This is a genomic window from Corallococcus praedator, assembly GCF_003612125.1.
Taxonomy (GTDB): domain Bacteria; phylum Myxococcota; class Myxococcia; order Myxococcales; family Myxococcaceae; genus Corallococcus; species Corallococcus praedator.
Genome location: NZ_RAWI01000017.1, coordinates 1 through 21,853 on the forward strand (window position 1 = coordinate 1; position 21,853 = coordinate 21,853).

The 21,853-nt window shown below is 70.2% G+C and carries 19 protein-coding genes; 9 read left to right on the forward strand and 10 right to left on the reverse strand.

Translation table 11 applies throughout. The features are described 5' to 3' along the window. The first annotated feature begins 227 nt into the window (after positions 1–227). The 3 genes from D7Y13_RS03965 to D7Y13_RS03975 all read left to right on the forward strand — a co-directional run bounded on the left by D7Y13_RS03965 (position 228) and on the right by D7Y13_RS03975 (position 2,591). Positions 228–437 (forward strand): hypothetical protein, encoded by a 210-nt coding sequence (locus D7Y13_RS03965; protein ID WP_120538344.1) that lies wholly within the window; start codon positions 228–230, stop codon positions 435–437. Positions 438–555: 118 nt separating this feature from the next. Next, positions 556–1,932, forward strand: a complete 1,377-nt coding sequence (locus tag D7Y13_RS03970; RefSeq protein WP_120582790.1) for a sigma 54-interacting transcriptional regulator — start codon at positions 556–558, stop codon at positions 1,930–1,932. A 179-nt stretch (positions 1,933–2,111) separates the two neighbouring features. Next, entirely contained in the window at positions 2,112–2,591 is a 480-nt protein-coding gene (locus D7Y13_RS03975; RefSeq protein WP_147444229.1) for a hypothetical protein, read from the forward strand. Here the strand turns inward: D7Y13_RS03975 and D7Y13_RS03980 are convergent. Genes D7Y13_RS03980 through D7Y13_RS04015 form a run of 8 tightly spaced genes read right to left on the reverse strand, consistent with a single transcriptional unit; the run spans position 2,588 to position 12,460 of the window. Continuing rightward, positions 2,588–3,553, reverse strand: coding sequence for a hypothetical protein (locus D7Y13_RS03980; RefSeq protein WP_120582786.1), 966 nt, complete (start codon positions 3,551–3,553; stop codon positions 2,588–2,590). The two genes, D7Y13_RS03975 and D7Y13_RS03980, sit on opposite strands and share 4 nt — an antisense overlap. Positions 3,554–3,584: 31 nt before the next feature. Continuing rightward, complete coding sequence (locus tag D7Y13_RS03985; protein WP_120533626.1) at positions 3,585–4,271, reverse strand: hypothetical protein; 687 nt, start codon at positions 4,269–4,271, stop codon at positions 3,585–3,587. A gap of 33 nt (positions 4,272–4,304) precedes the next feature. Next, complete coding sequence (locus D7Y13_RS03990; RefSeq protein ID WP_233595364.1) at positions 4,305–6,164, reverse strand: metallophosphoesterase family protein; 1,860 nt, start codon at positions 6,162–6,164, stop codon at positions 4,305–4,307. Next, a complete protein-coding gene (locus tag D7Y13_RS03995) occupies positions 6,140–7,915 on the reverse strand; it encodes a GMC oxidoreductase (RefSeq protein ID WP_120582785.1) in 1,776 nt (591 codons plus the stop codon). Before D7Y13_RS03995 ends, D7Y13_RS03990 begins: the two co-directional genes overlap by 25 nt. Beyond that, entirely contained in the window at positions 7,899–9,983 is a 2,085-nt protein-coding gene (locus tag D7Y13_RS04000) for a patatin-like phospholipase family protein (RefSeq protein WP_120582784.1), read from the reverse strand. Before D7Y13_RS04000 ends, D7Y13_RS03995 begins: the two co-directional genes overlap by 17 nt. After that, the gene (locus D7Y13_RS04005; RefSeq protein WP_120582783.1) at positions 9,980–10,525 is read right to left on the reverse strand and encodes a DUF1772 domain-containing protein; all 546 of its coding nucleotides are present in this window, start codon (positions 10,523–10,525) and stop codon (positions 9,980–9,982) included. The genes D7Y13_RS04000 and D7Y13_RS04005 overlap by 4 nt, the downstream gene beginning before the upstream one ends. Further along, positions 10,522–11,439 carry an acetoacetate decarboxylase family protein gene (locus D7Y13_RS04010; RefSeq protein ID WP_120533630.1) on the reverse strand — a complete coding sequence of 306 codons (918 nt, stop codon included), beginning with the start codon at positions 11,437–11,439 and terminating at the stop codon, positions 10,522–10,524. Before D7Y13_RS04010 ends, D7Y13_RS04005 begins: the two co-directional genes overlap by 4 nt. 13 nt (positions 11,440–11,452) lie before the next feature. Beyond that, a complete protein-coding gene (locus D7Y13_RS04015) occupies positions 11,453–12,460 on the reverse strand; it encodes an alpha/beta fold hydrolase (protein WP_244222313.1) in 1,008 nt (335 codons plus the stop codon). Between the two features lie 223 nt (positions 12,461–12,683). On the opposite strand from D7Y13_RS04015, the gene D7Y13_RS04020 reads away from it, so the two are divergent. The 4 genes from D7Y13_RS04020 to D7Y13_RS04035 all read left to right on the forward strand — a co-directional run bounded on the left by D7Y13_RS04020 (position 12,684) and on the right by D7Y13_RS04035 (position 16,467). After that, complete coding sequence (locus D7Y13_RS04020) at positions 12,684–13,034, forward strand: hypothetical protein (RefSeq protein WP_120533632.1); 351 nt, start codon at positions 12,684–12,686, stop codon at positions 13,032–13,034. A gap of 135 nt (positions 13,035–13,169) precedes the next feature. Beyond that, positions 13,170–14,165 (forward strand): dioxygenase family protein, encoded by a 996-nt coding sequence (locus D7Y13_RS04025; protein ID WP_120582781.1) that lies wholly within the window; start codon positions 13,170–13,172, stop codon positions 14,163–14,165. A 62-nt stretch (positions 14,166–14,227) separates the two neighbouring features. Further along, the gene (locus D7Y13_RS04030; protein WP_120582780.1) at positions 14,228–14,917 is read left to right on the forward strand and encodes a response regulator transcription factor; all 690 of its coding nucleotides are present in this window, start codon (positions 14,228–14,230) and stop codon (positions 14,915–14,917) included. Next, positions 14,914–16,467 carry a sensor histidine kinase gene (locus D7Y13_RS04035; RefSeq protein ID WP_120582779.1) on the forward strand — a complete coding sequence of 518 codons (1,554 nt, stop codon included), beginning with the start codon at positions 14,914–14,916 and terminating at the stop codon, positions 16,465–16,467. The genes D7Y13_RS04030 and D7Y13_RS04035 overlap by 4 nt, the downstream gene beginning before the upstream one ends. 203 nt (positions 16,468–16,670) lie before the next feature. On the opposite strand, the gene D7Y13_RS04040 is transcribed toward D7Y13_RS04035, so the two are convergent. Then, the gene (locus D7Y13_RS04040) at positions 16,671–17,243 is read right to left on the reverse strand and encodes a hypothetical protein (RefSeq protein WP_120533636.1); all 573 of its coding nucleotides are present in this window, start codon (positions 17,241–17,243) and stop codon (positions 16,671–16,673) included. A gap of 130 nt (positions 17,244–17,373) precedes the next feature. Further along, complete coding sequence (locus tag D7Y13_RS04045) at positions 17,374–17,979, reverse strand: sigma-70 family RNA polymerase sigma factor (protein WP_120533637.1); 606 nt, start codon at positions 17,977–17,979, stop codon at positions 17,374–17,376. 211 nt (positions 17,980–18,190) lie between these two features. Between D7Y13_RS04045 and D7Y13_RS04050 the strand changes: the two genes are divergently transcribed. Both D7Y13_RS04050 and treS read left to right on the forward strand, forming a co-directional pair. Further along, the gene (locus tag D7Y13_RS04050) at positions 18,191–20,185 is read left to right on the forward strand and encodes an alpha-1,4-glucan--maltose-1-phosphate maltosyltransferase (RefSeq protein WP_120582778.1); all 1,995 of its coding nucleotides are present in this window, start codon (positions 18,191–18,193) and stop codon (positions 20,183–20,185) included. A 17-nt stretch (positions 20,186–20,202) separates the two neighbouring features. Then, positions 20,203–21,852 carry a maltose alpha-D-glucosyltransferase gene (gene treS / locus D7Y13_RS04055; protein ID WP_120533639.1) on the forward strand — a complete coding sequence of 550 codons (1,650 nt, stop codon included), beginning with the start codon at positions 20,203–20,205 and terminating at the stop codon, positions 21,850–21,852. Position 21,853: the final 1 nt, after the last annotated feature.

The following is a 21,853-nucleotide window of genomic DNA, read 5'->3' on the forward strand; positions in this document are numbered from 1 at the left end:
CCCATGCCCCTGGAACCGCCACGGCTCCGGGCCCCGCCCCAATCCAGACCGGGTGCGACCGGATGAACCTATGCATGCCGTCCACCGTGCAAACCCCCGGGCGTCCCGCTCCCTTGCCCCCTCGCACTCCCCCACATTCCGGGCGCCGCATTTTTGACACCTTGAAACGGCGTGTGCGATAACTCCCGGTCAGCCTTTTCTCACCACCGCACAAGGAGTGGCAGGCGATGTTCACGGGCGTGAAGGTCTTCTCCGCTACCAAGGCCAAGGAGCGGGAAGAGTTGGGTGAGAACGTCACCCGCTGGATCAAGAGCAACTCCGATCTCGAGATCGTGGACCGGGTCGTCTGCCAGTCCTCCGACAACGAGTTCCACTGCTACACGCTGGTGCTGTTCTACAAGCACGCGAAGCCGGCGGTACCGGCCACAGCGCCTTAACGGACCTCTTCTCCAGCACCGCTTCTTTCGTCGAGGGCCTGATCCCCCCGCACGCGCGGCCTCACAACGCGCGCGGGGAGACCGGGCCTTTCTATTTCCCCATGTTAAGGTGCGCGCCGTGGCGCGCTTCGGTGACGACAACGGGGAGGAAGATCGGCTGCTCCGCACGGATGCCCTCCCGGCCCTGCGCCCGACGCGGGTGCGGGTGCGGCTGGTGGTGCTGTCCGGTCCGGAGGCGGGCCAGAGCTATCCGCTGACCCCCGGGCGCTACCGGCTGGGCGCGGATCCGGCGTCGGACATCGTCATCGCGGACCGCGCCGTCTCCCGCAGCCACCTGCTCTTGGACGTGCGCGAGGACACCATCCAGGCGGTGGACGTGGGCTCGCGCAACGGGTCCTTCTGCGAGGGCATGCGCTTCACCACCCTGGACGTGCGTCCGGGCGCGGTGCTCACGCTGGGCACCACGGAGCTGAAGCTGGTGCCGGAGGGCGAACAGTCGCGCGCCATGCCGCTGTCCACCCGCGAACGCTTCGGGAACCTGGTGGGAACGAGCCGCCGCATGCGGGAGCTGTTCACCCTGCTGGAGCGGCTGGCGCAGGGCGAATCCGACGTGCTCATCCAGGGTGAGACGGGCACCGGCAAGGAGCTGTGCGCGGAGGCCCTGCACACGCACGGGACGCGCTCCAAGGGGCCCTTCGTCATCGTGGACCTGGCGGGCGTGGCGCCGCAGCTCCTGGAGTCGGAGCTGTTCGGCCACGTGAAGGGCGCCTTCACCGGGGCGCAGGCGGACCGCGCGGGCGCCTTCGAGCGCGCGCACGGGGGCACCGTCTTCCTGGACGAGGTGGGGGAGCTGCCCCTGGAGGTGCAGCCCCGGCTGTTGCGCGCGCTGGAGCGCCGGCAGGTCAAGCGCGTGGGCGCCAACGACTACCGCGCGGTGGACGTGCGGGTGGTGGCCGCCACGCACCAGGACCTGGAGGGCGCGGTGAAGGCGGGCCGCTTCCGGGGGGACCTGTTCCACCGGCTCGCGGTGCTGCGCGCGACGCTGCCGCCCCTGCGCGAGCGCCCGGAGGACATCCCGCTGCTCATCGACACCGTGCTGGAGCGCATGGGGAAGAAGTCCAGCGCCCTGTCGGATCAGACGCGCGCCCTGCTCACCCAGTACCCGTGGCCCGGCAACGTGCGCGAGCTGCGCAACGTGGTGGACCGGGTGGTGAACCTGGGCGAGTCCGCCCTGCCGGACCTGCCGGAGGCGCCCGTCAAGGCAGCCCGCGCGGCGGCGGACCTGGACCCCGAGGACACGCTGTCGCTGCCGTTGGATCTGCCCTTCAAGGAGGCCAAGGAGCGCCTCATCGAAGGCTTCGAGCGCGACTACCTCAAGACACTGCTGGAGCGGTGCGGCGGCAATGTCTCCAAGGCGTCGCGCGAGGCGGGCATCGACCGCGTCTACCTGCGCAAGCTGCTGCGCAAGCACGGCCTCGCGTCCGGGCCGGACTAGCTTTCGCGAAGCAAGCGCCCTCCCCTGCCCCACTCCCGGGGTGCGGGCGTCGCGCCACGGTTTGCTCCCGGAGTCACGGCCGCAGTGCCCCCCAGGACACTGGGCCTGCCCTACCTCCCGGGGACGCTTGTCGGCGTGGGTTTCCAGCCCATCTTGGAGGGGACCGCGAGGAGGGTGCCATGCGACAGGGACGGGGGATGCTGCTGTTGCTCGGGGGGCTGGGGCTGCTCGCCGCCGCGTGTCAGTCCCGGGGAGGGACGGCCGAGGAGGTACGGACGCCGGGTTCGGCGCTCGCGGTGTTCCCTCTGTCCCGCCTGGAGGCCCTGCCGGAGGGCAGTGGCGGCAGTGGCAGCGCGGGCGAGATGGTGGCCAGCGAGGTGCCCGACTTCTACGGGACCGTCACCGCGGCGGGCAGCCGGGGCTTCACGGTGCGGGATGACGACGGCGTGGAGCGGCCCTTCGAGGTGGCCCCGTCGACGCGCATCCTGCGGGATGGCCAGCGCGTGCCCCGGGCCCAGCTTCGCGAGGGCGTGATGGTGCACACCACCTACGGCGAGCGGCTGGGGAGCTGGGTGGCCACCGACGTGGAGATCTACGCCGGCACGCCGTCACGCGACCTGACCGCGACGGCGACGACAGCGGCACCGACGAAGCGCTAGTAGACGGCGAGCGCCTGCGGCAGGTGGTAACCCACGATGGTGAGCACCGGGATCTTCGGACCCTCGTCCTCTTCGTCGTTCGTCATGCCGGACGTTTCGCGCAGGCCGTCGAAGCGCGCGAGGATGACGTAGTCGCGGCGCGTCTCCAGGAACGGATCCGCGGAGGCCAGCCGGCCCAGGGCCTCGCGGCCCGTCTCGTCGGAGATGTTGTCGTAGGTCCGCTCCGTCGTGGACCGGGCGGTGCGCTCGCGCGTGAAGATGGAACCCCCCACCCGCCCCTCACCGGTCATCGCCGTGCGTCCGCCCAGGTCGCCGGACGTCTCCGACACGCTGTCCGAGTGGTACGTCACCCCCACCTCGCGCTGCGAGCCCACGGACTGGAGGCCCTGCTCCACCAGCCACAGCGTGGGACGCTCACCGTCCAGGCGCTGATCCGCCACCTGGGCGCGCAAGAGCACGTAGCGGCCCCGGTAGGTGTCCGGCTGCGCGATGGCGGACGCGAGCGAGAAGATGGGCACCTTGCGCGAGTGCAGCAGGCGCAACTCGCCATCCACGCTGCCACCCCGGTGGGCCACCACCCGGGCGATGAGGTTGGCGGCGTCCGGACGCACGCGCAGGTCTTCGGCCCACGCGCTGCCCAGCACCGCGCCCAGCTGCGTGAACGCGGGCGACTCCGAGCACACCTTCAGCGCCAGCCACGCGTCGTCGCGCGACGTCGCCTGGAGCCTGCGGGCCGCGCCCTCGCAGGTGGCGGGCGTGGGGTAGCGGGCCGTGAATGCGCGGGCATCCTGGGGCGACGGCGGCGGGTTCTCCGCGGGCGGCCGGGCCTGGGCCTGCACCCGGGCCGGCTGGGGCGCCGGCGCGTCCGTGAGGGCGCGGTCCTCCAGGTTCACATGCGAGTGCGCGGCACCGCAGCCGGTGGCGAGCGCGCCCAGCAGGGTCAGCATCGGGAAACGGAGCATGGCGCGAGCCTCTTTCGAAAGGGACGGTGGGTTACAGCGCCGCGGAGCCGGTGTCCTGGCTCGCGCGCGACGGGGGCGGACGGGGAATGGACGCGGACGGGGGCAGCATCATCGAACAGGCGTCACGGCAGCGCTCGTCCAGACACGCGAGCGTGCCGGGCCCGGCCTGCTGGCGCGACACGTCCGCGTAGCAGGCCTCCCCGTTGCCCGGGCAGTGGCTGCGCGCGGCGCACTCGCAGCAGGAGGAGGCCACGGCGGCCATCAACTGCACGTCCTGGAGCACGGTGGACAGCGCCCGGTAGCAGGCGCGGGCCGCGGGCGCGAAGCGTCCCTTCGAATCCACCACCGGTGAGTTGCCATCCAGGCCGCAGCGGCCCACCACGGTGGCGTACTTGCGCTCGCAGACGGAGACGAGCTTGTCATCCGCCACGCCGTCCCGGGCGTTGCTGATGGCCTCCGAACACAGGGCGCGCGACGCCTCCTTGAGCAGCTGGAGGTTGGCGTGCTCCACGTCAGCGTTGGGGGCGCCGGGAGGCGGCAGCTCCGCCTCGAAGACGCACTCCTTGCCCGCGCGCAGCGTGTCGATGGTGCAGGCCCACGCCGTGGGCGACGCATCCACCAGCGGGGGCGCGCCCAGCGCTTCGGGAGGAAGGGACGACGGCGCGGCACCGGGCGGTGCGGCACCGAGGAGCAGCAGGGACAAGAGCATCGCCTTCATGACCGCCCAGCGTAGGACTTCGGCTCGCGCCACTCAAACCGGGCCGGCCGGAGGCTGTTCGTCCTGCGTCACGAGGGCGGGTGCCAATTGACCGGTGCCCAACGTCAGCGGCGGTGCCTTCGAGCGCCCGATGACGACGGGCGGCTCGATGAGCGCGGGGGGCGTGGCCCGGTGGTCGCGCGGGTCCGGCACCCAGACCGGCTCCTCTGGAGAATGGCCGTGCTGCCACCGGCGCGGCACCCGGCGCAGGCCCACCGGATACACCGTCAGCTCCCCGTCCTTGTCGAAGTGGAGCCGCAGGAAGTTCTTCCAGTCCGGAATGGCCAGCGAGGAGAACGCCTCATTGGGGTGACACGAGAACACGTTGAGCGACAACAGCAGGTACACGCCCACCACCAGGGGGCCCACCAGCGCGCCCCCGCCAAAGAGCAGCAGGCCGCTCAGGAAGTCGCGCCGCAGGCTCCATTGCAGCTCGCTCGCCAGGGGCGCGGCGACGGAGGACACGCCCCAGGTCAGCAGCAACGCGACGACCAGGTGCGCCGCCCCGTGAACGCCTCCGGACACCTTCTGCCAGGCCTTGCCTCTGCGGTCGTCCGCGAAGGCGATGGCGCCCAGCAGCGTTCCCGCGGCGACCAGCAACGAACCCGTGCTCTGCAGCGCGGCGCTGAGGACTTCGCGCAGGGGTGGCGCGGACACGGCGCCTTCGTTGAGGTTCGCGGCCACGCCCCACCCCAGCAGCGCGTACACGAAGCCCATGAACGCGGCGAACCAGGGGTTGATGGCGGGGAACAGCAGGTTGCGCCAGGTCAGCTCCCGGGACGTCTTCTGGGACGGGAAGCACTCCTTCAACACGAAGCCGTCCGGACGCGTGTCCACCCGGGGCAGGTGCGTGGGATGCAGGAAGGCCCCTCCCCCACCCGCGACGATCTTCTGCCGCCCTTCCGTGTTCTCGTGCCGACGGTAGTGGTGCAGGTCCCCCGCCAGGAACACGCTCACCCGCTTGCCCAGGATCCGCTGCTCCAGGAAGTCGATGTTGTTGTCCAGGAAGCCGCGCCCCGCGTGAGGCTTCACCTGCTGTTTGATCCACGCCGGCTCCGCGTTGCAGAGGATGACGCGGTCATCGGAGCCCATCTGCGCGGCCACCTTGCGGAAGAACTCCACCTGCGACGCATCCAGGTCGGACTCCAGTTGCATGTCCGTACCCAACAGCCACCAACCGTGCGGCAGCTTCAGCGCGAAGTAGCTGCGCTGTTGCCGCGTCTGCCAGCCCCTGGAGCGCCGGCCCTGGCAGAACAGGCGCGTGAAGGACACCAGCCCGTCGTACCAGTCGTGATTGCCCGGCACCGCGAACAGGTGCGGCCGGTGGCGGCGGTCGTTCAGCGCGTCCTCGTACGGCACCACCGTGCGCGCCTGGTACTCCTCCACGCTCGCGGTCGGGTACACCTCATCCCCACCGAACACGAGCACGTCGCCGCCCTCGGTGTGGTGCACCTGTCCCGTCGCGTCCCGCACCTCCAGCGTCGGCGCCATCACGGCGGACGCCACCGCGTAGGTGGAGTCCCAGCCGTCACCCAGGTCCGAGACGTAGTCCAGCCACAGCTCCTCGCGGGCCTTCCCGTCACCGTCCTCCGAGTAGTCGAACGCCAGCGGCTGCGGCCGCGCCACCGCGTCCAGCAGCCGCCGGTCCGCCTGCCGTCCAATGGTCTCCGACAGCAGCGACTTCAGGCCCGTCTTCGCGAGCACCCCGGGGTCGTACCAGGCCACCATCGGCTTGCCCGGAGGCGTGTCCCGGAGAGGGGCCCGCCGCGCGTGGCGCCGCGCCCGGAGCCGGGCGGGAAGCGGGCGCGAGAGCGGGCCGACATGCCGGCTCACATCCGTGGAGCGGACGGCCATGCCTCCTCCTCCGTCCGGCGCCACCCGTGGACGGGCGCGTCGTGGTGATGGGCGTCGATGAGGTGATCCGCGAAGCGGTCCGCGAGCGCGGCGATGGTGAGGCTGGGGTTGGGTCCGGTGGGGCCCGGCATCATCGCGCCGTCCGCCACGTACAGGCCCGGGTGCCCGAACGCCTCACCCGTCGAGTCCACCACGCCCGACTCCGGCGCGGACCCCATGGGACAGCCCCCCAGCGGGTGCACGGTGATGACCCGGCTCAGGTAGCTGAGCGGGTTCTGCACCAGCTTCCCTTCGAGCGCGGTGGCGATGTCCGCCATCGACTGGCGCACGCGGTCGAAGTACGCCTTCGACCCGCTCAGCTTCCAGTCGATGTCCAGCATCCCGTCCTCCGTCAGGCGCATGTGCCCGGTGGGGATGTCGCGCCCCATGCCCAGCAGCGGCAGCGACGTCGCGGAGCCCAGGCAGTCGCCCAACAGCTCGGCGATCTCCTCGCTCACATCCGAGTCGCGCGTGAGGCCCGTCCAGCCGCGCACGAGGCGCCAGCCCAGCCGCAGGCCACGCTTCAGCAACGGCACCTGGTGCGCACCCTCGTAGAGCCAGTTGACGAACTCCGGGAAGCCCGCGTCCTCGATGTAGTAGCCCCGTCCGGTGCCGCCCTCCTCCGCGCCCCGGAAGTGGAGCGCGCTGGTGATGACCGGCCCGTGCCCGCCATCCAGGATGCGAGGCAGCGCCTTGCCTGTGCTGGTGTCGCGGCACTGCCGCATGAAGCCCAGCAGGTCCCCGTTGCCGCAGAAGCGCGCCCCCAACTGGTCGCTGAGCGCGGGGAAGTGCCGCCGGTTCTTCAAGAGCAGGTACGTGGTGCCGAACGTGCCCGCCGCCAGCACCAGCCGGTCCGCCGTCACGGTGGTGCGCGGCTGCATCGACTGGGGGCCCTCGCGCGGCGTCTCCTCCGTCACGTCGCGGTGATCCAGGTACTGCACGACGTAGCCCCCACCGTCGGCGGGCCACAGCTCCGTCACCTCGGCGCGCGTGCGCAGCTCCGCCCCGGCGCGCTTCGCCGCGGAGAGGTACGTGTAATCGAGCGTGTTCTTGCTGCCGGTGTTGCAGCCGATGTCGCACTCGCCGCAGAGGTGACAGGTGGTGCGCGTGCGGCCGTGGAGGTTGGGATGCTCCTCGCGGATGGGCTCGCCCGGCACGGGTGCCTCGCCGGGGTTCCCGAACGTCACCGCCAGCGGAGGAAGCTGCCAGTCCGCGGCGCGGCCCAGGCGCTGGGCGGCCAGCCGCATGGCCTGCGTCTTCGCGGTGGAGGCATAGGGCGCGTGCTCCAGCGGGTAGCGCTGCACGCGCATCATCCGCTCCACGGCGTCGTAGTGCGCTTCCAGATCCTCGCGGGTGACGGGCCAGTTCTCATAGCCCCCGTCGCGCGGGTCCTCGTGGATGAAGGTCTTCTCGTCCTTGCGCAAGAGCACGTTGGCGTAGATGAGCGACCCACCGCCCAGGCCCGAGGACACCACGCCCCCCAGCCCCTTGAAGGACCACAGGTTGAAGAGGCCGTGCAGGCCCTGGCGCGGGTCCCAGAAGTTGCGGCGCATGTCGTGCGGACTCCGGGGGAACGAACCGGGCGGGTACGCCTTGCCGCGCTCCAGCACGCACACCCGCAGGCCCGCTTCCGCCAGGCGCCACGCCATCACCGAACCGCCGAAACCCGAACCCACGATGACGACGTCGAAGTGTTCAGACCTCGTTTTCATGCAGCTCCTTCGCGTCCGAGCCGCCCCGCGCCCGGAGCGAGTAGAGGTCCCAGAGCGCGCCCATGAACAGCTTGCCGAACCGGGTGATGATCTGCAGTCCCTCCACGCCTTCGCGCGAGGAGCGCATGCTGGTGACCAGTTGCAGCAGCTCCCGCAGGCTCAGCACCAGGATGCCGGAGCCCACCACGGGGCCTCGCGCGTCGGTGCCTTCGTGCAGGTGGCAGTACAAGCGCGTGGTGTCCCGCCAGAGGTCCGGCCCCGCGTCGTCGTGGAGGGTCTTCGTCCCCTCCAGGTAGTACTCGCGGTCGTGGGCCTGGAAGTTCAGGCCGTAGCTCATGATCTGCGTGGTGGGGTCGTCGGTGGGACGGAAGAGGTTGAAGCTCCCCTGCTGCACGGGCAGGTCGTCCCCCAGCGGCCGATATTGGATGTGGGCCACCAGCCGGGCGGCGTGGGACGGGTCGCGGACGAACGCGTCCATGTCGTCGATGCTGATGGTGCAGTGCATGGTGAAGAGCGTGGAGCGACCATCGTGGGCTCCCGCCTCGGGGTCGGTGGTGCCCAGGGCCAGTGGACCGGACATGGTCTCGCGGAAGGTCAGTTCAGGGGCGGATTCAGTCATCTGCGTGATCTCCGGGTTGAGGGGCAGGCCCTGGGGGTCCGCCGAGCGCAGGTAGCGGCAGGCGTCCGAGTAGCCCTGGTCGATGAGGGACGCGGCGGTGACATGTCCCGCGTAGAAGTCCGGATCCAACGGCAGGGGCCGCTCCGGCTTGATGAGGTGGACGACGATGGGCCGGGGGTGTCCCGGAACGTGTTCGCCCGCGAGGATGCGCGCGTTGAGCTCGCGCACCTGCTCCAGCTGGGCGAAGAGCGCACCGTTCGCGCTGAGTTCAATCATGTTGACGTACTGGTGGAAGAAGCCCTTGCCGTAGCCGGATGTGTTGCCGATGCACCAGACGACCCACACCTCGTCCGCCCCGCGCCGCACGGCCTCCATCACGTTCGCATCCTGGATCCACACCGAGTCCAGGTAGAGCCGACCGTCCTTCGACACGGGCGGCATGAAGAGCGGCAGGGAGATGCCGGCCACCAGCAGGTCGCGGTCCACGTCGGTGTGGGGGATGGCCTCGTTGGTCTTCCGGCCGAAGTCACAGACGTTGAAGGTGCCCGCGCGTTCGCGGCTCGCGCGCACGGCGTCCACGTCGATGCCCAGGTGCGGGAAGACGCGCTCCACGATGCCGTCCGCGTCGCCCAGCGCCTCGAGCCTCCAGGGACGCGCGTACGCATCCAGCGGCATCAGGGACACGAAGTCCTTCACGCGCAGGGTCCGCCACCGCTCGCACATCTCGGCGGGAGACAAGCCGGACAGCCACATCGCCAGGGTGATGATGCCGCCCGACGTGCCGTCCGCATGCGCGAAGGTCAGCCCCTTGTCCGTCAGCGCGCGCAACACCCCCGACTGCCAGGCGACGCGCATGCCGCCACCCGCCAGGACCAGGGAGCGGCGGGGTTCAGCGGCCTCTCCCTGGAAGGCCGCCTGCGAACCCGCGAAGGGCTCCACACCGGGCTCGATGGGCGCGACCGAGACGGGGCCGGTGTCATCGCCCGGCTCCACCTCCGAAGGCGGCTTGAGCACGGAGATGACCTGCTCGCGCTGGCGCAGCGTCACGTAGAACCCGAGCACCAGCGCGGCCGACAGGGCATCGAACGCCGCCACGAGCAGCGACACCGGCGACAGCAGTCCCCGCGCGACGGCCACCGCCACCATCAGGCACGCCCCGACCTTCTGGAGCCCCGACCACAGGAAGGCCGCGGGGTTCGCGCGGGGCTCGTGCAGGCCGTGCAGCAGCAGGCCGCCGAACAGCACCATGAACATCCCCACGATGCGGAAGAAGTGCGCGGGCGCGGCGGACGCATCCGCCTGCATGAGGCGCAGCTCCGTGCCGGGCAGGAACATCTGCACCACGCCGGACACGACGGTGATCCACCCGATCGCCGCGAGCGCCCAGCGCCATCCGCGCCCGTGGGTGCGGGACAGGCGCTCCAGCCGCCGCGGCAGGCCCGGGCTCATGCGTGGACCTCCCGGCGCGGCGGGATGGACAGCCCGAAGCGTGGCGAGCGGGCACCCACCGGATGCTCGGCGCGCAGCACGCGGTGCACGAAGTAGCCCAGCATGGACAGCCACTGCACCGTCCACAGCCCCACCCGGATGCGGTTCATCCGCATCCACGCGCCCAGCACCTCCGCCAGCCGCTCGGGCGACGTGATGCCGGCCGCCATCTCGTCGTTGTACGGGAAGATGAAGATGCGCGTGAGCAGCGTGGCCACCACCACGGCCAGCAGCACCATCAACGGATACCACCGCAGCGCGGACCTCCGCTCCCGCCACGCCAGCACCACCGCCGACAGCAGCATCACCATCGTCATGCCGGTGAAGAAGCGCGTCGCGGCCTGCACCTGCGGCACGAACTGGAGGTAGTAATTGTCCACCGTGAGCTGGGGCGCGATGGGGAACGTGAACAGGATGAGCGACCACCCCGTGCCCAGGTACATGGACACGCACAGGAACAGCAGGCACGCGTTCGCCAGGTGGAGAAGCTCGCCGCGCTTCATGGCCAGACGCCCTGCGTGCTTTCGGAGATGCTCCGCGTCGACACCCGGGCCCCGTCCGGAGGCGGCATCGGCGTCTGGTCCTGTCCCAGGTCCACGACGCTCTCCAGCCCTTCCGGATACGTGTCCATGGGCAGCGTGGGCTGGGTGAGGAACCACGCCTCGAAGTGGTCATCCAGCACGCCGCTCGACGACGGGAAGAACCCGGTGAAGAACGCGCGCGGGGAGATGCTCAGGTCCCGCAGCGCCTGCACGCGCGGGTGGTCCCCCAACTCCAGCGTGGCCCAGGCCTTGCTCCCGAGCCGGAAGCCGAACCGGCCCCGGAAGTAGATGGTGGACTTCATCAGCATCCCGCGGAACGCGCAGTAGTTCACCGCCGACGTCCGGATGGGCAGCCACGCGTGCGCCGGCCGTTCAATGCGCACGCGCACCGCCTCCTGGCCTCCTTCCGCGTAGCGGCTGCTGACCGACCCGTCCTCCATCCGGAAGTCCAGGCGGGCCAGGTGCTTGGGCATGCCCCAGATGCCCTTGCCGCCCTTCACGGACACCTCCGTGTTGACCGGCAGGTCCACCACGTACTGCCCCACACCGTAACGCTTGGGGAACAGCAGCGGCAGCAGCGGCGGCGCGGGCCTGCGCCCATGCGTGCACGCCAGCGCGATGCTGAACTCGATGTACGCGCCGATGTCCGTCTTCTTGTAGTCGATGACGGAGATGAGCAGCACGCCCTTGTCCCTGGACACGCGCAGCGGGTGCAGTTCATTGCCGGGCAGCAGCGCGGCCACGCGCCGCGCATCCACCTTGAAGGCGGCCACCAGGGCCGGGGACCCCTGCGAGTTCACCGGCAGCGCGTACGGGATGTCATCCACGCGCGAATACCGACCCGACTGCCGCTGGATGCGTCTGGGGAGGAACATGGCAGGCCTTTCGTCACACCGGGCGATCCAGCTCGGCGAGGAGGAGGGGGAAGACGTCCTGGGCCGCGTACTTGCCCATGAAGACGTCCAGGTGGCCGTAGCCGGGCAACACGTGCAGCGCGTGCCGGCCTGGTTGGAAGCGGTCCATGTATTCGAAGCTGCGGCGCTGGCTCTCCGCGAGGAAGCAGCGGTTCTCCTCGCCCGCCAGGAAGACGAAGCGCGCGTCCGTCTGGGGCTCGCGCTCGCCCAGGTCCTCCGGCAGCGCGGTGAAGTGCTCCACCGGCACCAGGTGGCCCGCGCGCACGCACGCCTCCATCTGCTTGAAGAAGCTGAAGGGCACCGGCCCGAACTCGTGCTGGAGCCAGTCATGCGTGCGGGCGTTCAGGTTCTCGTGCCGCCACAGCACCGGGAAGCCCGTGCCGTAGGTGAAGCTCGTCCAGCGGCAGACCAGGTTGTCGCACTCGTGATGCGTCGCCTTCACCACGCGCGTCAGCGCCCGGGCCGTGCGCGTGGGGCCGCCGAAGGCCCACTGCGGATCCAGGTACGGCGTCAACTGGGAGACCAGCGGGACGGCGTAGCGCAGCTTCAGCTTCGCGGACGCGGGCACCACCGGGTGCAGCGACACCGCGTTGCTGACGATGACGTCCACCTCCGGCAGCAGGCCCGCCACCGCGGCCATCGCGAAGCTGGTGGACCCCTGGCAGTGGATGACCGCCTTGACGGTGTCATGCCCGGTCTCTTCCAGGATGGTGCGGATGGCGGGCGGGTGGTCCAGCACGGCGGCCTGGTCCAACGTCCATTCGCCGGGCTCCACGTCCATGCTCGCGCGCCAGTTCTCCAGCCACACGTCGTAGCCATCGTCGATGAGCGCATCCACCACCGTCTGGCGCACGGGTGCGCGGAAGATGTTGCCGCGTACGCCCGCGCCATGCACCAGCACCACCGGCCCCTTGGCCGGCTCCTCCTGTCCGCGCAGGTGCACCAGGTGCAGCGCGCGACCGTCGCCCGCGAGGAAGGGCACAACCTCCTCGGAGTAACGTGGTGAATGAAACGGTTCGACGGACATGAAGGCGGCCCCCCGTTGAAGCCCACCTCAAAACTGGGGCGGTGCAAGGGGGGTGACAACAGGGGCGCACCCCGGGGTGCACGACCCCTCGCCCTTCCTGTCCGGAGCCTCGCGGAACGGCGTGGCGCTTCCCCGACACTCCGCCCATGAGCGAGCGCGCGGTGCTAAGGGTGGAGGCATGGACCAGGACACGGGCTGGAGCGAATACGCGTCGGGCTCGACGCTGGGGGGCGAAGGCAGCCAGGGCGGCATCGTGGTGCGCGACGAGGGCCATCGCGGTGGCAACCTGCGCCTCACCTACGAAGCGGATGACGCGCGCTCCTTCCACTCCATCACCAGCGGCATCGCGGGGTGGCTGCGGCATCCGCGCTTCTTCGACAACGCCGACGCGGCGGCACGCGCCTTCGAGGAGATGAAGCCCGCCCTGGAGGAGCTGGGCGCGAAGCTCTCCGAAGGAGGCCCGCGCTCGACGGCGGACGGCCAGGCGGCGGGTCCCCTGCTCGCGGCCTTCGTGGTGCGCTTTTCCTGAGCGCCGGTCCCCGCGCGTAAGGGTTGCTTAAGATTCTCTGGCGATAACCCGGTTCGCCCTCCGGTCAGCCCCGGAGGGTCCCGTGAGTGGCACCCCCGCCGCTCCCGGCTCCCCAGCTCCCGGAGGAACCACCGGATGAAGAGCGAAACCCCTCAGGACCTTCTCCCCAAGGCCCTCACCCGTCGAGGCATGCTGCGCGGCATCGGCCTGACCCTGGCCGCGGTTCCCCTGGGCAAGCTGCTCGTCGCCTGCGGTGGCAGCGAGACGGACGACCCGACCGGCGGCGGCACCGACACCGACGCGGGCGTCACGGACCCCGGCGTGTGGGCCACCGGCGGCACCGCGGCGATGACGGCCGCGGCCAGCTACCCGGATCCGTTCGCCGCCGGCATCGGCACCGTGTGCGCGCTCACCTGCGAGTCCACGCTGGGCCCCTGCTACGCGACGACGGTGGAGCGCAAGGACATCAGCGAAGGGCACGACGGTCTGCCCGTGCGGCTGGCGTTCCTCATCGTGGATGAGACGTGCAAGCCCATCCCGAACGCCACGGTGGACATCTGGCACGCCGCGCCCGAAGGGCTCTACTCCGGCGAGGACGCCAGCGACTTCTGCACCTCCGGCGACCCGGTGGCCCGCGCGGCGCGGTGGTTCCGCGGCGTGCAGACCACGGACGCCAACGGCCGGGCGGACTTCGACACGTGCTTCCCCGGTTGGTACAGCAGCCGCACCATCCACATCCACTTCACCGTGCGCGTGGGCGGCCAGGAGTTCGTCACCTCGCAGCTGTTCTTCGACGACACGCTCAACGACGACATCGTCAACCACCAGCCGCTCTACAACACGCGCGGCGCCCGGGACACGACCAACGCGAACGACAACGTCGTCTCCGCGGAGAGCGTGGGCAACTACCTGTTCGCGACCCAGCGCATGGCGGACGGCGCGATGCTGGCCTCCAAGACGCTGATCATCCGCTCCTCGCTCGCCAACGAGCAGTGCGCCATCCCGGGCGGCGGTGGCGGAGGCGGCGGGGGTGGCGGTCCCCCGCCGTTCGGTGACGGCGGCATGGGCCCGCCCCCGGGCGACGGCGGCTTCGGAGGTCCTCCGCCGGGCTTCGACGCCGGGACGCCGTGAACCAGGGTGGGTGGGAGCCCCGGAAGCCTCCGGGGCTCCCGGGCCGAAGGGAGCGCTGGCGCATGGGTGACCGCATCCTGCTGGTGGAGGATGACGATCCGCTGGGTTCGCAGATCGTCGGGCACCTGAGGGGCGCGGGCTTCGAACCGCTCTGGTGGCGCGAGGGCCGCATGCTGGTGGCCGGCGAGCTTCCGGACGTGAGCCTCGTGGTGTTGGACCTGATGCTGCCCGGCACCTACGGTCTGGACATGCTCAAGGCACTGCGGACCTTCTCGGAGGTTCCGGTGCTCATCCTGAGCGCGCGCAACGACACGCTGGACAAGGTCCGCTCGCTGAAGCTGGGCGCGGACGACTACATGACCAAGCCCTTCTGGCCGGAGGAGCTGGTGGAGCGCGTGCGAGCACGCCTGCGCCGCCCCACCCTCCAGAAGGACACCCTCCAGAAGGAGCAGGCGGTGGTGGAGGTGGGCCCGCTGAGAATCGACCTCCAGGCGCACGCCGTCCAGGTGCAGGGGCGTCCGGTGGAGCTCACGCGGGTGGAGTTCGAGCTGCTCGCGGCGCTGGCGCGCAGGCCCCAGGAGGCCGTGACGCGGCAGTGGCTGGTGGAGCACGTGTTGGATCCGGAGCGTGAAGGCACGGAGCGCACGCTGGACGTCCACGTCTCGCGGCTGCGGCGCAAGCTGGGCCCGGTGAAGTGCGTGGAGACGGTGTGGGGTGTGGGCTACCGACTGGTCCCCGGGGAGGATGCGTGAAGCTGCGACTGCGCCTGGCGCTCACGGCGGTGGCGGTGACGGTGCCCGCGGTGTTCGCGCTGGTGCAGGTGGAGCACTCGGTGCGCCGGCGCACGACGGATGAGGTCATCGCCGCGTCCGTCCTGACGCAGATGCAATCCGGTGGACGCGAGCGCTGCGAGTCCGCGCCCGACACCTGGATGGTGCGCACCCGCTCCCAGCGTCCACCGTGGGAGCGCGAGGGTGTCCCCAATCTGGGAGACGGTCCACCGTCGGGCGCACCCAACGGCCCGTCCCCGGGTGAAGCACCGGGCTCCGGGCCCCGCGAACCGGGCAGCGATGGACCGCCCCGGGGACGCACCGGCGACCGGGGTCCGTTCGGAAGACGGTTGCCGCCGGTGAGCCTCTTCCCGTTCGACGGCAGGTTCGTGTCGGCCAATGCGCAGGCCCCCGTGCTGGACGACGACCTGCGCGAAGGGGCGCTGGCGGACGGCGTCGGCGTGCGCCGCTACACGAAGGAGCAGGACGGCGCGCTGGTGCAGGACCTGCTCCTGCGCATGCCCTGGGACGGCGGGCCGTGCGCGTACGTGCTGGCCCGGCGCGTGGAGCCTGCCGACTCGCCGGAGGTGGGCCTGCCCCCGCTGTACATCTGGGGCGTGCCCACGTTCATCCTGTTGTCCGCGATGGTGTTGGCGCTGGGGCCGGTGATGCAGCGGCTGCGCCGGCTCACGGAGGAGGTGCGCGCCTCCTCCGGCAGCCACTACCAGCAGCCGGTGACGGTGCGGGGCCACGACGAGATCGCGGAGCTGGCAAGGGCCTTCCAGGAAGCACGGGCGGAGATCCAGGCCCAGATGGCGCACCAGGAGGCGCGCGAGCAGACGCTGCGCGACTTCCTGGCCAACACCACGCACGACGTGATGACGCCGCTGACGGTGCTGCAGGGCCACCTGGCCGCGATGCAGCAGCGGATCCTGGCAGGAGAGCCGCTGGAGCCCACGCTGATGCACTCCGCGATGAGCGAGGCGCACTACATGGCCTCGCTGGTGCACAACCTGGGAGCGGCCGCGAGGCTGGAGGCCGGAGCCCCCCAGGTGCAGCACGCGCCGGTGGACCTGAACGCGCTGGTGTCGCGGGTGCTGGGCCGGCACCAGCCCATCGCGAGGCCCCAGCGGATGACCCTGGAGAGCGGCGTGCCGGCGAAGCCTACGTGGGTGATGGGAGACGAGACGCTGCTGGAGCAGGCGGTGAGCAACGTGGTGCTCAACGGCATCCGCTACGGACGCCTGGACGGCCACGTGGCGGTGGTGCTGGAGACGACGCGCCAGCAGACCTTCCACCTGCGCGTCATCGACGATGGACCGGGCATTTCGGACGAGGAGCGCTCACGACTCCTGGAGCGCCGCTTCCGGGGCAACGCGGCCCGCACCCGGGATCCTCAAGGCCAGGGCCTGGGCCTGCACATCGTGCACAACGTCGTGGAGCTGCACGGCTGGACGTTGACCCTGGCCCCGTCCGAATACGGAGGGCTGGAGGTCGGCTTCACCGGCCCGCTGATGCCGCCCCCAGGCTGAGTGGGGGCTGGAGGGGACGAACGAGCGCGCCGCTTCATAGGCGCCGGGCTCGAAGTGGGCGAGCACGCGGGGCACGACGGCGAGCGCCACCCCCAACACCCCGCCGATGATCCATTGGGTCCGCATGGGCCGGCTTCTACCATCGCCGGGCCCTCTTCCGCGTCCGCCCCACTCCCCCGTGAGGCGGACGCGGTGACGAAGCGCTAGCGCGTCGCATCCCGGCGCGCCTGCGTCCGGCGGCCCTGCGAGGCCCGGTGCGCCTGCGTCTTCATGGACGAGAAGCCCTGCGCCTTGCGCGCCCCGCCCTTCACCTGCCCCCGGCGCGCGTAGCCCGCGGGCCGCGCCGTCCGCTTCGCCATCGCGGTCTTCTTGCGCAGGGGCGTGGCACGCGTCGCCTTCCTCGCCACGGGCCGCTTGCGCATCGCGGGGCGGGCCTTGCGCATCGCGGGCCGGGCCTTGCGCATCGCCGCGCGCTCCATCCGGCCCAGCTGCATCTCGAAGCGCGACAGCGCCGTGCGGAACAGCGCCGCCTTGCGCCGGGTGTTCATGTCCCCTTCCGCCTTGCGGCTGCGCGTGGGGACGCGCTTGCCGGACGCCTCGCGCCGCAGCATGTGCGAGCGCTGCGTGTACTTGTCCATCATCCCGCGCGCCCGCTTCACCATCCCCTTGAGCTCGCGCTCCGACAGCTCCATGAGGTTTCGCGGCGCACTGGCCAGCACCAGCTTCATCTCGCGATCGTTCATCAACGCCACACCCGGATCCTTCACCTTGCGCATGTCCGCCCCTCCCTGGGGTTCTCGAAACAGTCGCAACGTTTGGGGTGACCCGCGGCGGCGGCAAGGCAGACACGGCCCGGGCCTGCTCCACCGCCCATCCCCGCGGACCGGGACGGATGTCCTGCTCAGCTCAACCGGACGCCGCGGTGGGGTGCTCTTCCAACAACACCGCCAGCTTCTCCAGCGCCAGCCGCGCCCGCGTCTTCACCGTGCCCAGCGGGTGTCCCGTGCGCTCGGAGATCTCGCTCTGCGACAGGCCCTCGAAGTACGCGAGCATCACCACCTCGCGCTGCTCCGGCGGCAGCTGCGTCAGCGCCTCGCGCACCCGCGCCTGCTCCTGCTTCGTGGACGCGGAGGCATCCGGCGCCGGCGGCATCGCACTCACCGGGGGCGGCTGCTGGCCTACGCCCTCCACCATCCGCGACACCGTCCCCAACGAACGCAGCCGGTCGATGGAGCGCGTGCGCGCGATGGTCGTGACCCACGTCTCCAGTCCGCCGCGCGAGGGATCGAACTCCCGCGCACGCCGCCACACGTCCAGGAAGGCCTCCTGCAGCACCTCTTCCGCGTCCGCGCGCGTGGGCAGCAACCGGACCGCGATGGCGAACGCCCGCGCTGAACACCGCGCGTACACCGCGCGCATGGCCTCCGCGCTGCCGAGCGCCACCTGCCGCAGCAGGTCGCGATCGGCCGACAGGTCACTCGCTTGCTGAGCGGAGGAGTCGGTAGGCGCCATGTTCTTCCCGGATACCGCAACCGGTGGGGCGGATCCCAGCTTCAACTATCGAAGCCCGTTCACCCAGCCCCTGAGGGTAGTCGCCTGTCCCCTCCATCCCTAACGTTGACCGGCCAACGCGACCAGGCGGTCGCCTTCTTCAATCAACAACACCCGCACATTGCCGCCTGGAGCCACCCACTCACAGTCCTATAAGGCACCGCCAGCCGATATGACCGACCGACTCGGAAGCGTGTTCATCGAGAGCGTCCAGCCGGAGCTGGACGCAGGGCGCTACGCCATCAAGCGCATCGCCGGAGAGAGCCTGACCGTCCGCGCGGACATCTTCAAGGAAGGCCACGACGTCCTCGTGGCCGTCGCGCGCTGGCGCCAGGTCACCCCCGCCGCCCAGAAGACCGAATGGGCGGAGGTACCCCTCACCCCCAAAAGCAACGACGCGTGGGAGGGTGTCATCCCCCTCGCCCGCAATGGCCGCTACGAATACACGATTGAAGCGTGGCCGGATCTCTTCCGCACCTGGGCGCACGAGCTGAAGCGCAAGGTGGACGCGGGCCGCGACGTGAAGAGCGAGCTGCTCGAAGGCGCGGCCCTGCTGGAAGGCGCCGCCGTGCGCGCGAAGGCCGTCTCCGCCGAGGACGCCCGCTCGCTCGCCGAGGCAGGGGCGCGCCTGCGCACCCCACCCTCGCCGGAACACCTGCTCGTCGCCCTGTCGCCCGAGCTGGCGGACACCGCGTCGCGGCACCCCGACCGGTCGCTCGCGCGCCGCTATGACGAGGTGCTGGAGGTCTTCGCGGACCGGGAGAAGGCGCGCAACGCGGCCTGGTACGAGTTCTTCCCGCGCTCGGCGAAGCGCGACGGCAAGACGCACGGCACCTTCAAGGACGCGCAGGACTGGCTGCCCTACATCCAGAAGCTCGGCTTCGACACCGTCTACCTCCCGCCCATCCACCCCATCGGCCGCACCGCGCGCAAGGGGAAGAACAACACCCTCAACGCGCAGCCCGGTGACGTGGGCAGCCCCTGGGCCATTGGCGCGAAGGAGGGCGGCCACAAGGCCATCCATCCGGAGCTGGGCACGTTCGCGGACTTCGCCGCGTTCGTGGACGCGGCGAAGGCGCATGGCATCGAGGTGGCGTTGGACCTCGCGTTCCAGTGCGCGCCGGACCACCCCTACGTGAAGGAACATCCGGAGTGGTTCCAGCACCGCCCGGACGGCACCATCAAGACGGCGGAGAACCCGCCCAAGCGCTACGAGGACATCGTCAACTTCGACTGGATGGGCCCCGCGCGCGACGCCCTCTGGCAGGAGCTGAAGTCCGTCGTCCTGTTCTGGGTGGACCACGGCGTGCGCACCTTCCGCGTGGACAATCCGCACACCAAGCCCATGCAGTTCTGGCACTGGCTCATCCGCGAGGTGCAGGACCTGCATCCGGACGTGCTCTTCCTGTCGGAGGCCTTCACGCGTCCCAAGGTGATGAAGGCGCTGGGCAAGGTGGGCTTCACCCAGTCGTACACGTACTTCACCTGGCGCCTCTTCAAGGACGAGCTGCGCACGTACCTGGAGGAGATCACCCAGCCTCCGGTGGCGGACTACTTCCGCGGCAACCTCTGGCCCAACACGCCGGACATCCTCCCGGAGAACCTCCAGAACGCGGGCCCCGGCGCCTTCCGCCTGCGCGTGGCGCTGGCCTCCACGCTGTCGTCGGTGTGGGGCATGTACTCCGGCTATGAGCTGTGCGAGGGCCGTCCGGTGCCGGGCAAGGAGGAGTACCTGGACTCGGAGAAGTACCAGCTCGTCGCGTGGGACTGGGACAAGCCGGGCAACATCTCCGACTGGATTGCGAAGCTCAACGCCGCGCGCAAGCAGCACCCCGCGCTCCAGCAGTACTCGGGCCTGCGCTTCTTCGAATCCGACAACGAGCGCGTCCTCTTCTACGGCAAGCGCACGCCGGACGGCACCAGCACGGTGCTGGTGGCGGTGAGCCTGGATCCGTACGCGCCGCAGGAGGCGCTCTTGCACGTCCCCATGGAATGGCTGGGCGTGAAGCCGGAGGAGACGTACCAGGTGCACGAACTGATGGCCGACCAACGCTCCCTGTGGCAGGGACCGGACGTGCAGGTGCGCCTGACGCCGGAACAGCCCGCGGCCGTGTATGCCGTGTATCGCTTCCGCCGCACCGAGCACGCGTTCGACTACTTCGAGTGACACCCTCCGAGAGGCGTATGGACCTGGATCCGCTCTGGTACAAAAAGGCGCTCATCTACGAGCTGCACATCCGCGCATTCCACGACTCGAACGGGGACGGCCACGGGGACATCCCGGGCCTCATCGAGAAGCTGCCCTATCTCCAGGACCTGGGCGTGGACTGTCTGTGGCTGCTGCCGCACTACCCTTCCCCGCTGCGCGATGACGGCTACGACATCGCGGACTACTACGGCATCCACCCGGACTACGGCACGCTGGCGGACTTCCAGCGGCTGGTGGAGGAGGCGCACAAGCGCGGCCTGCGCATCCTCACCGAGCTGGTGGTGAACCACACCAGCGACCAGCACCCCTGGTTCCAGGAGGCCCGCCGCGACCCGAAGAGCCCCAAGCGCAACTGGTACGTCTGGAGCGACACCGACGAACAGTACAAGGGCACGCGCATCATCTTCACCGACACGGAGCGCTCCAACTGGACGTGGGATCCGGTGGCCAAGCAGTACTTCTGGCACCGCTTCTTCAGCCACCAGCCGGACCTCAACTACGACAACCCCGAAGTGCAGGAAGCCATGCTGGACGTCATGCGCTTCTGGCTCAACATGGGCGTGGACGGGTTCCGCTGCGACGCCGTGCCCTACCTCTTCGAGCGCGAGGGCACCAACTGCGAGAACCTCCCGGAGACGCACGCGTTCTTGAAGCGCCTGCGAAAGACGATCGACTCCGAGTACCAGGGCAAGGTGCTGCTCGCGGAGGCCAATCAGTGGCCCGCCGACGTGCGCAAGTACTTCGGCGAGGGCGACGAGTTCCACATGGGCTTCCACTTCCCGGTGATGCCCCGCCTGTTCATGGCGGTGCGCCGCGAGGACCGCACGCCCATCGTGGAGATCATGCAGCAGACGCCGGAGATCCCGGACAACTGCCAGTGGGCCATCTTCCTGCGCAACCACGATGAGCTGACGCTGGAGATGGTGACGGACGAGGACCGGGACTACATGTACCGGGAGTACGCCACCGACCCGCGCATGCGCATCAACCTGGGCATCCGCCGCCGCCTGGCGCCGCTGATGGACAACGGCCGGCGGCGCATCGAGCTGATGCACAGCCTGCTGTTCACCCTGCCCGGCACGCCGGTCCTCTACTACGGGGATGAAATCGGCATGGGCGACAACATCTACCTGGGCGACCGCAACGGCGTGCGCACGCCCATGCAGTGGACCGGCGACCGCAACGCGGGCTTCAGCCGCGCGGACTACGCGCGCCTGTTCGCGCCCGTCATCGCGGACCCCGTCTACGGCTACCAGGCCATCAACGTGGAGGCGCAGGACCGGCAGAAGTCCAGCCTGCTGCAGTGGGTGAAGCGGATGATCCGCATCCGCCAGCGCTACCCCGTGTTCGCCATGGGCAGCTTGCGCTTCCTCACGACGGACAACCGCAAGGTGCTGGCCTTCGTGCGCGAATGGGAGGGCCAGTCCGTGCTGGTCATCTGCAACCTGTCGCGCTTCGCGCAGCCGGCCGTCCTGGACATGCGCGAGCTGAGCGGCTCCGTGCCGGTGGAGCTGATTGGCGAGACGGCGTTCCCCCGCATCAGCGACCTGCCCTATCAGTTGTCGATGGGCCCCTACATGTTCCTGTGGTTCCGGTTGGACAAGCCTCTGCCGGGGAAGGAGTAAA

What these genes read in the sequence shown, in the direction of transcription:
- D7Y13_RS03965 (WP_120538344.1), top strand. Translation starts at nt 228, where the DNA reads ATGTTCACGGGCGTGAAGGTCTTCTCCGCTACCAAGGCCAAGGAGCGG.
- D7Y13_RS03975 (WP_147444229.1), top strand. Translation starts at nt 2,112, where the DNA reads ATGCGACAGGGACGGGGGATGCTGCTGTTGCTCGGGGGGCTGGGGCTG.
- D7Y13_RS03980 (WP_120582786.1), bottom strand. Translation starts at nt 3,553, where the DNA reads ATGCTCCGTTTCCCGATGCTGACCCTGCTGGGCGCGCTCGCCACCGGC.
- D7Y13_RS03985 (WP_120533626.1), bottom strand. Translation starts at nt 4,271, where the DNA reads ATGAAGGCGATGCTCTTGTCCCTGCTGCTCCTCGGTGCCGCACCGCCC.
- D7Y13_RS03990 (WP_233595364.1), bottom strand. Translation starts at nt 6,164, where the DNA reads ATGGCCGTCCGCTCCACGGATGTGAGCCGGCATGTCGGCCCGCTCTCG.
- D7Y13_RS03995 (WP_120582785.1), bottom strand. Translation starts at nt 7,915, where the DNA reads ATGAAAACGAGGTCTGAACACTTCGACGTCGTCATCGTGGGTTCGGGT.
- D7Y13_RS04000 (WP_120582784.1), bottom strand. Translation starts at nt 9,983, where the DNA reads ATGAGCCCGGGCCTGCCGCGGCGGCTGGAGCGCCTGTCCCGCACCCAC.
- D7Y13_RS04005 (WP_120582783.1), bottom strand. Translation starts at nt 10,525, where the DNA reads ATGAAGCGCGGCGAGCTTCTCCACCTGGCGAACGCGTGCCTGCTGTTC.
- D7Y13_RS04010 (WP_120533630.1), bottom strand. Translation starts at nt 11,439, where the DNA reads ATGTTCCTCCCCAGACGCATCCAGCGGCAGTCGGGTCGGTATTCGCGC.
- D7Y13_RS04020 (WP_120533632.1), top strand. Translation starts at nt 12,684, where the DNA reads ATGGACCAGGACACGGGCTGGAGCGAATACGCGTCGGGCTCGACGCTG.
- D7Y13_RS04025 (WP_120582781.1), top strand. Translation starts at nt 13,170, where the DNA reads ATGAAGAGCGAAACCCCTCAGGACCTTCTCCCCAAGGCCCTCACCCGT.
- D7Y13_RS04030 (WP_120582780.1), top strand. Translation starts at nt 14,228, where the DNA reads ATGGGTGACCGCATCCTGCTGGTGGAGGATGACGATCCGCTGGGTTCG.
- D7Y13_RS04040 (WP_120533636.1), bottom strand. Translation starts at nt 17,243, where the DNA reads ATGCGCAAGGTGAAGGATCCGGGTGTGGCGTTGATGAACGATCGCGAG.
- D7Y13_RS04045 (WP_120533637.1), bottom strand. Translation starts at nt 17,979, where the DNA reads ATGGCGCCTACCGACTCCTCCGCTCAGCAAGCGAGTGACCTGTCGGCC.
- D7Y13_RS04050 (WP_120582778.1), top strand. Translation starts at nt 18,191, where the DNA reads ATGACCGACCGACTCGGAAGCGTGTTCATCGAGAGCGTCCAGCCGGAG.
- treS (WP_120533639.1), top strand. Translation starts at nt 20,203, where the DNA reads ATGGACCTGGATCCGCTCTGGTACAAAAAGGCGCTCATCTACGAGCTG.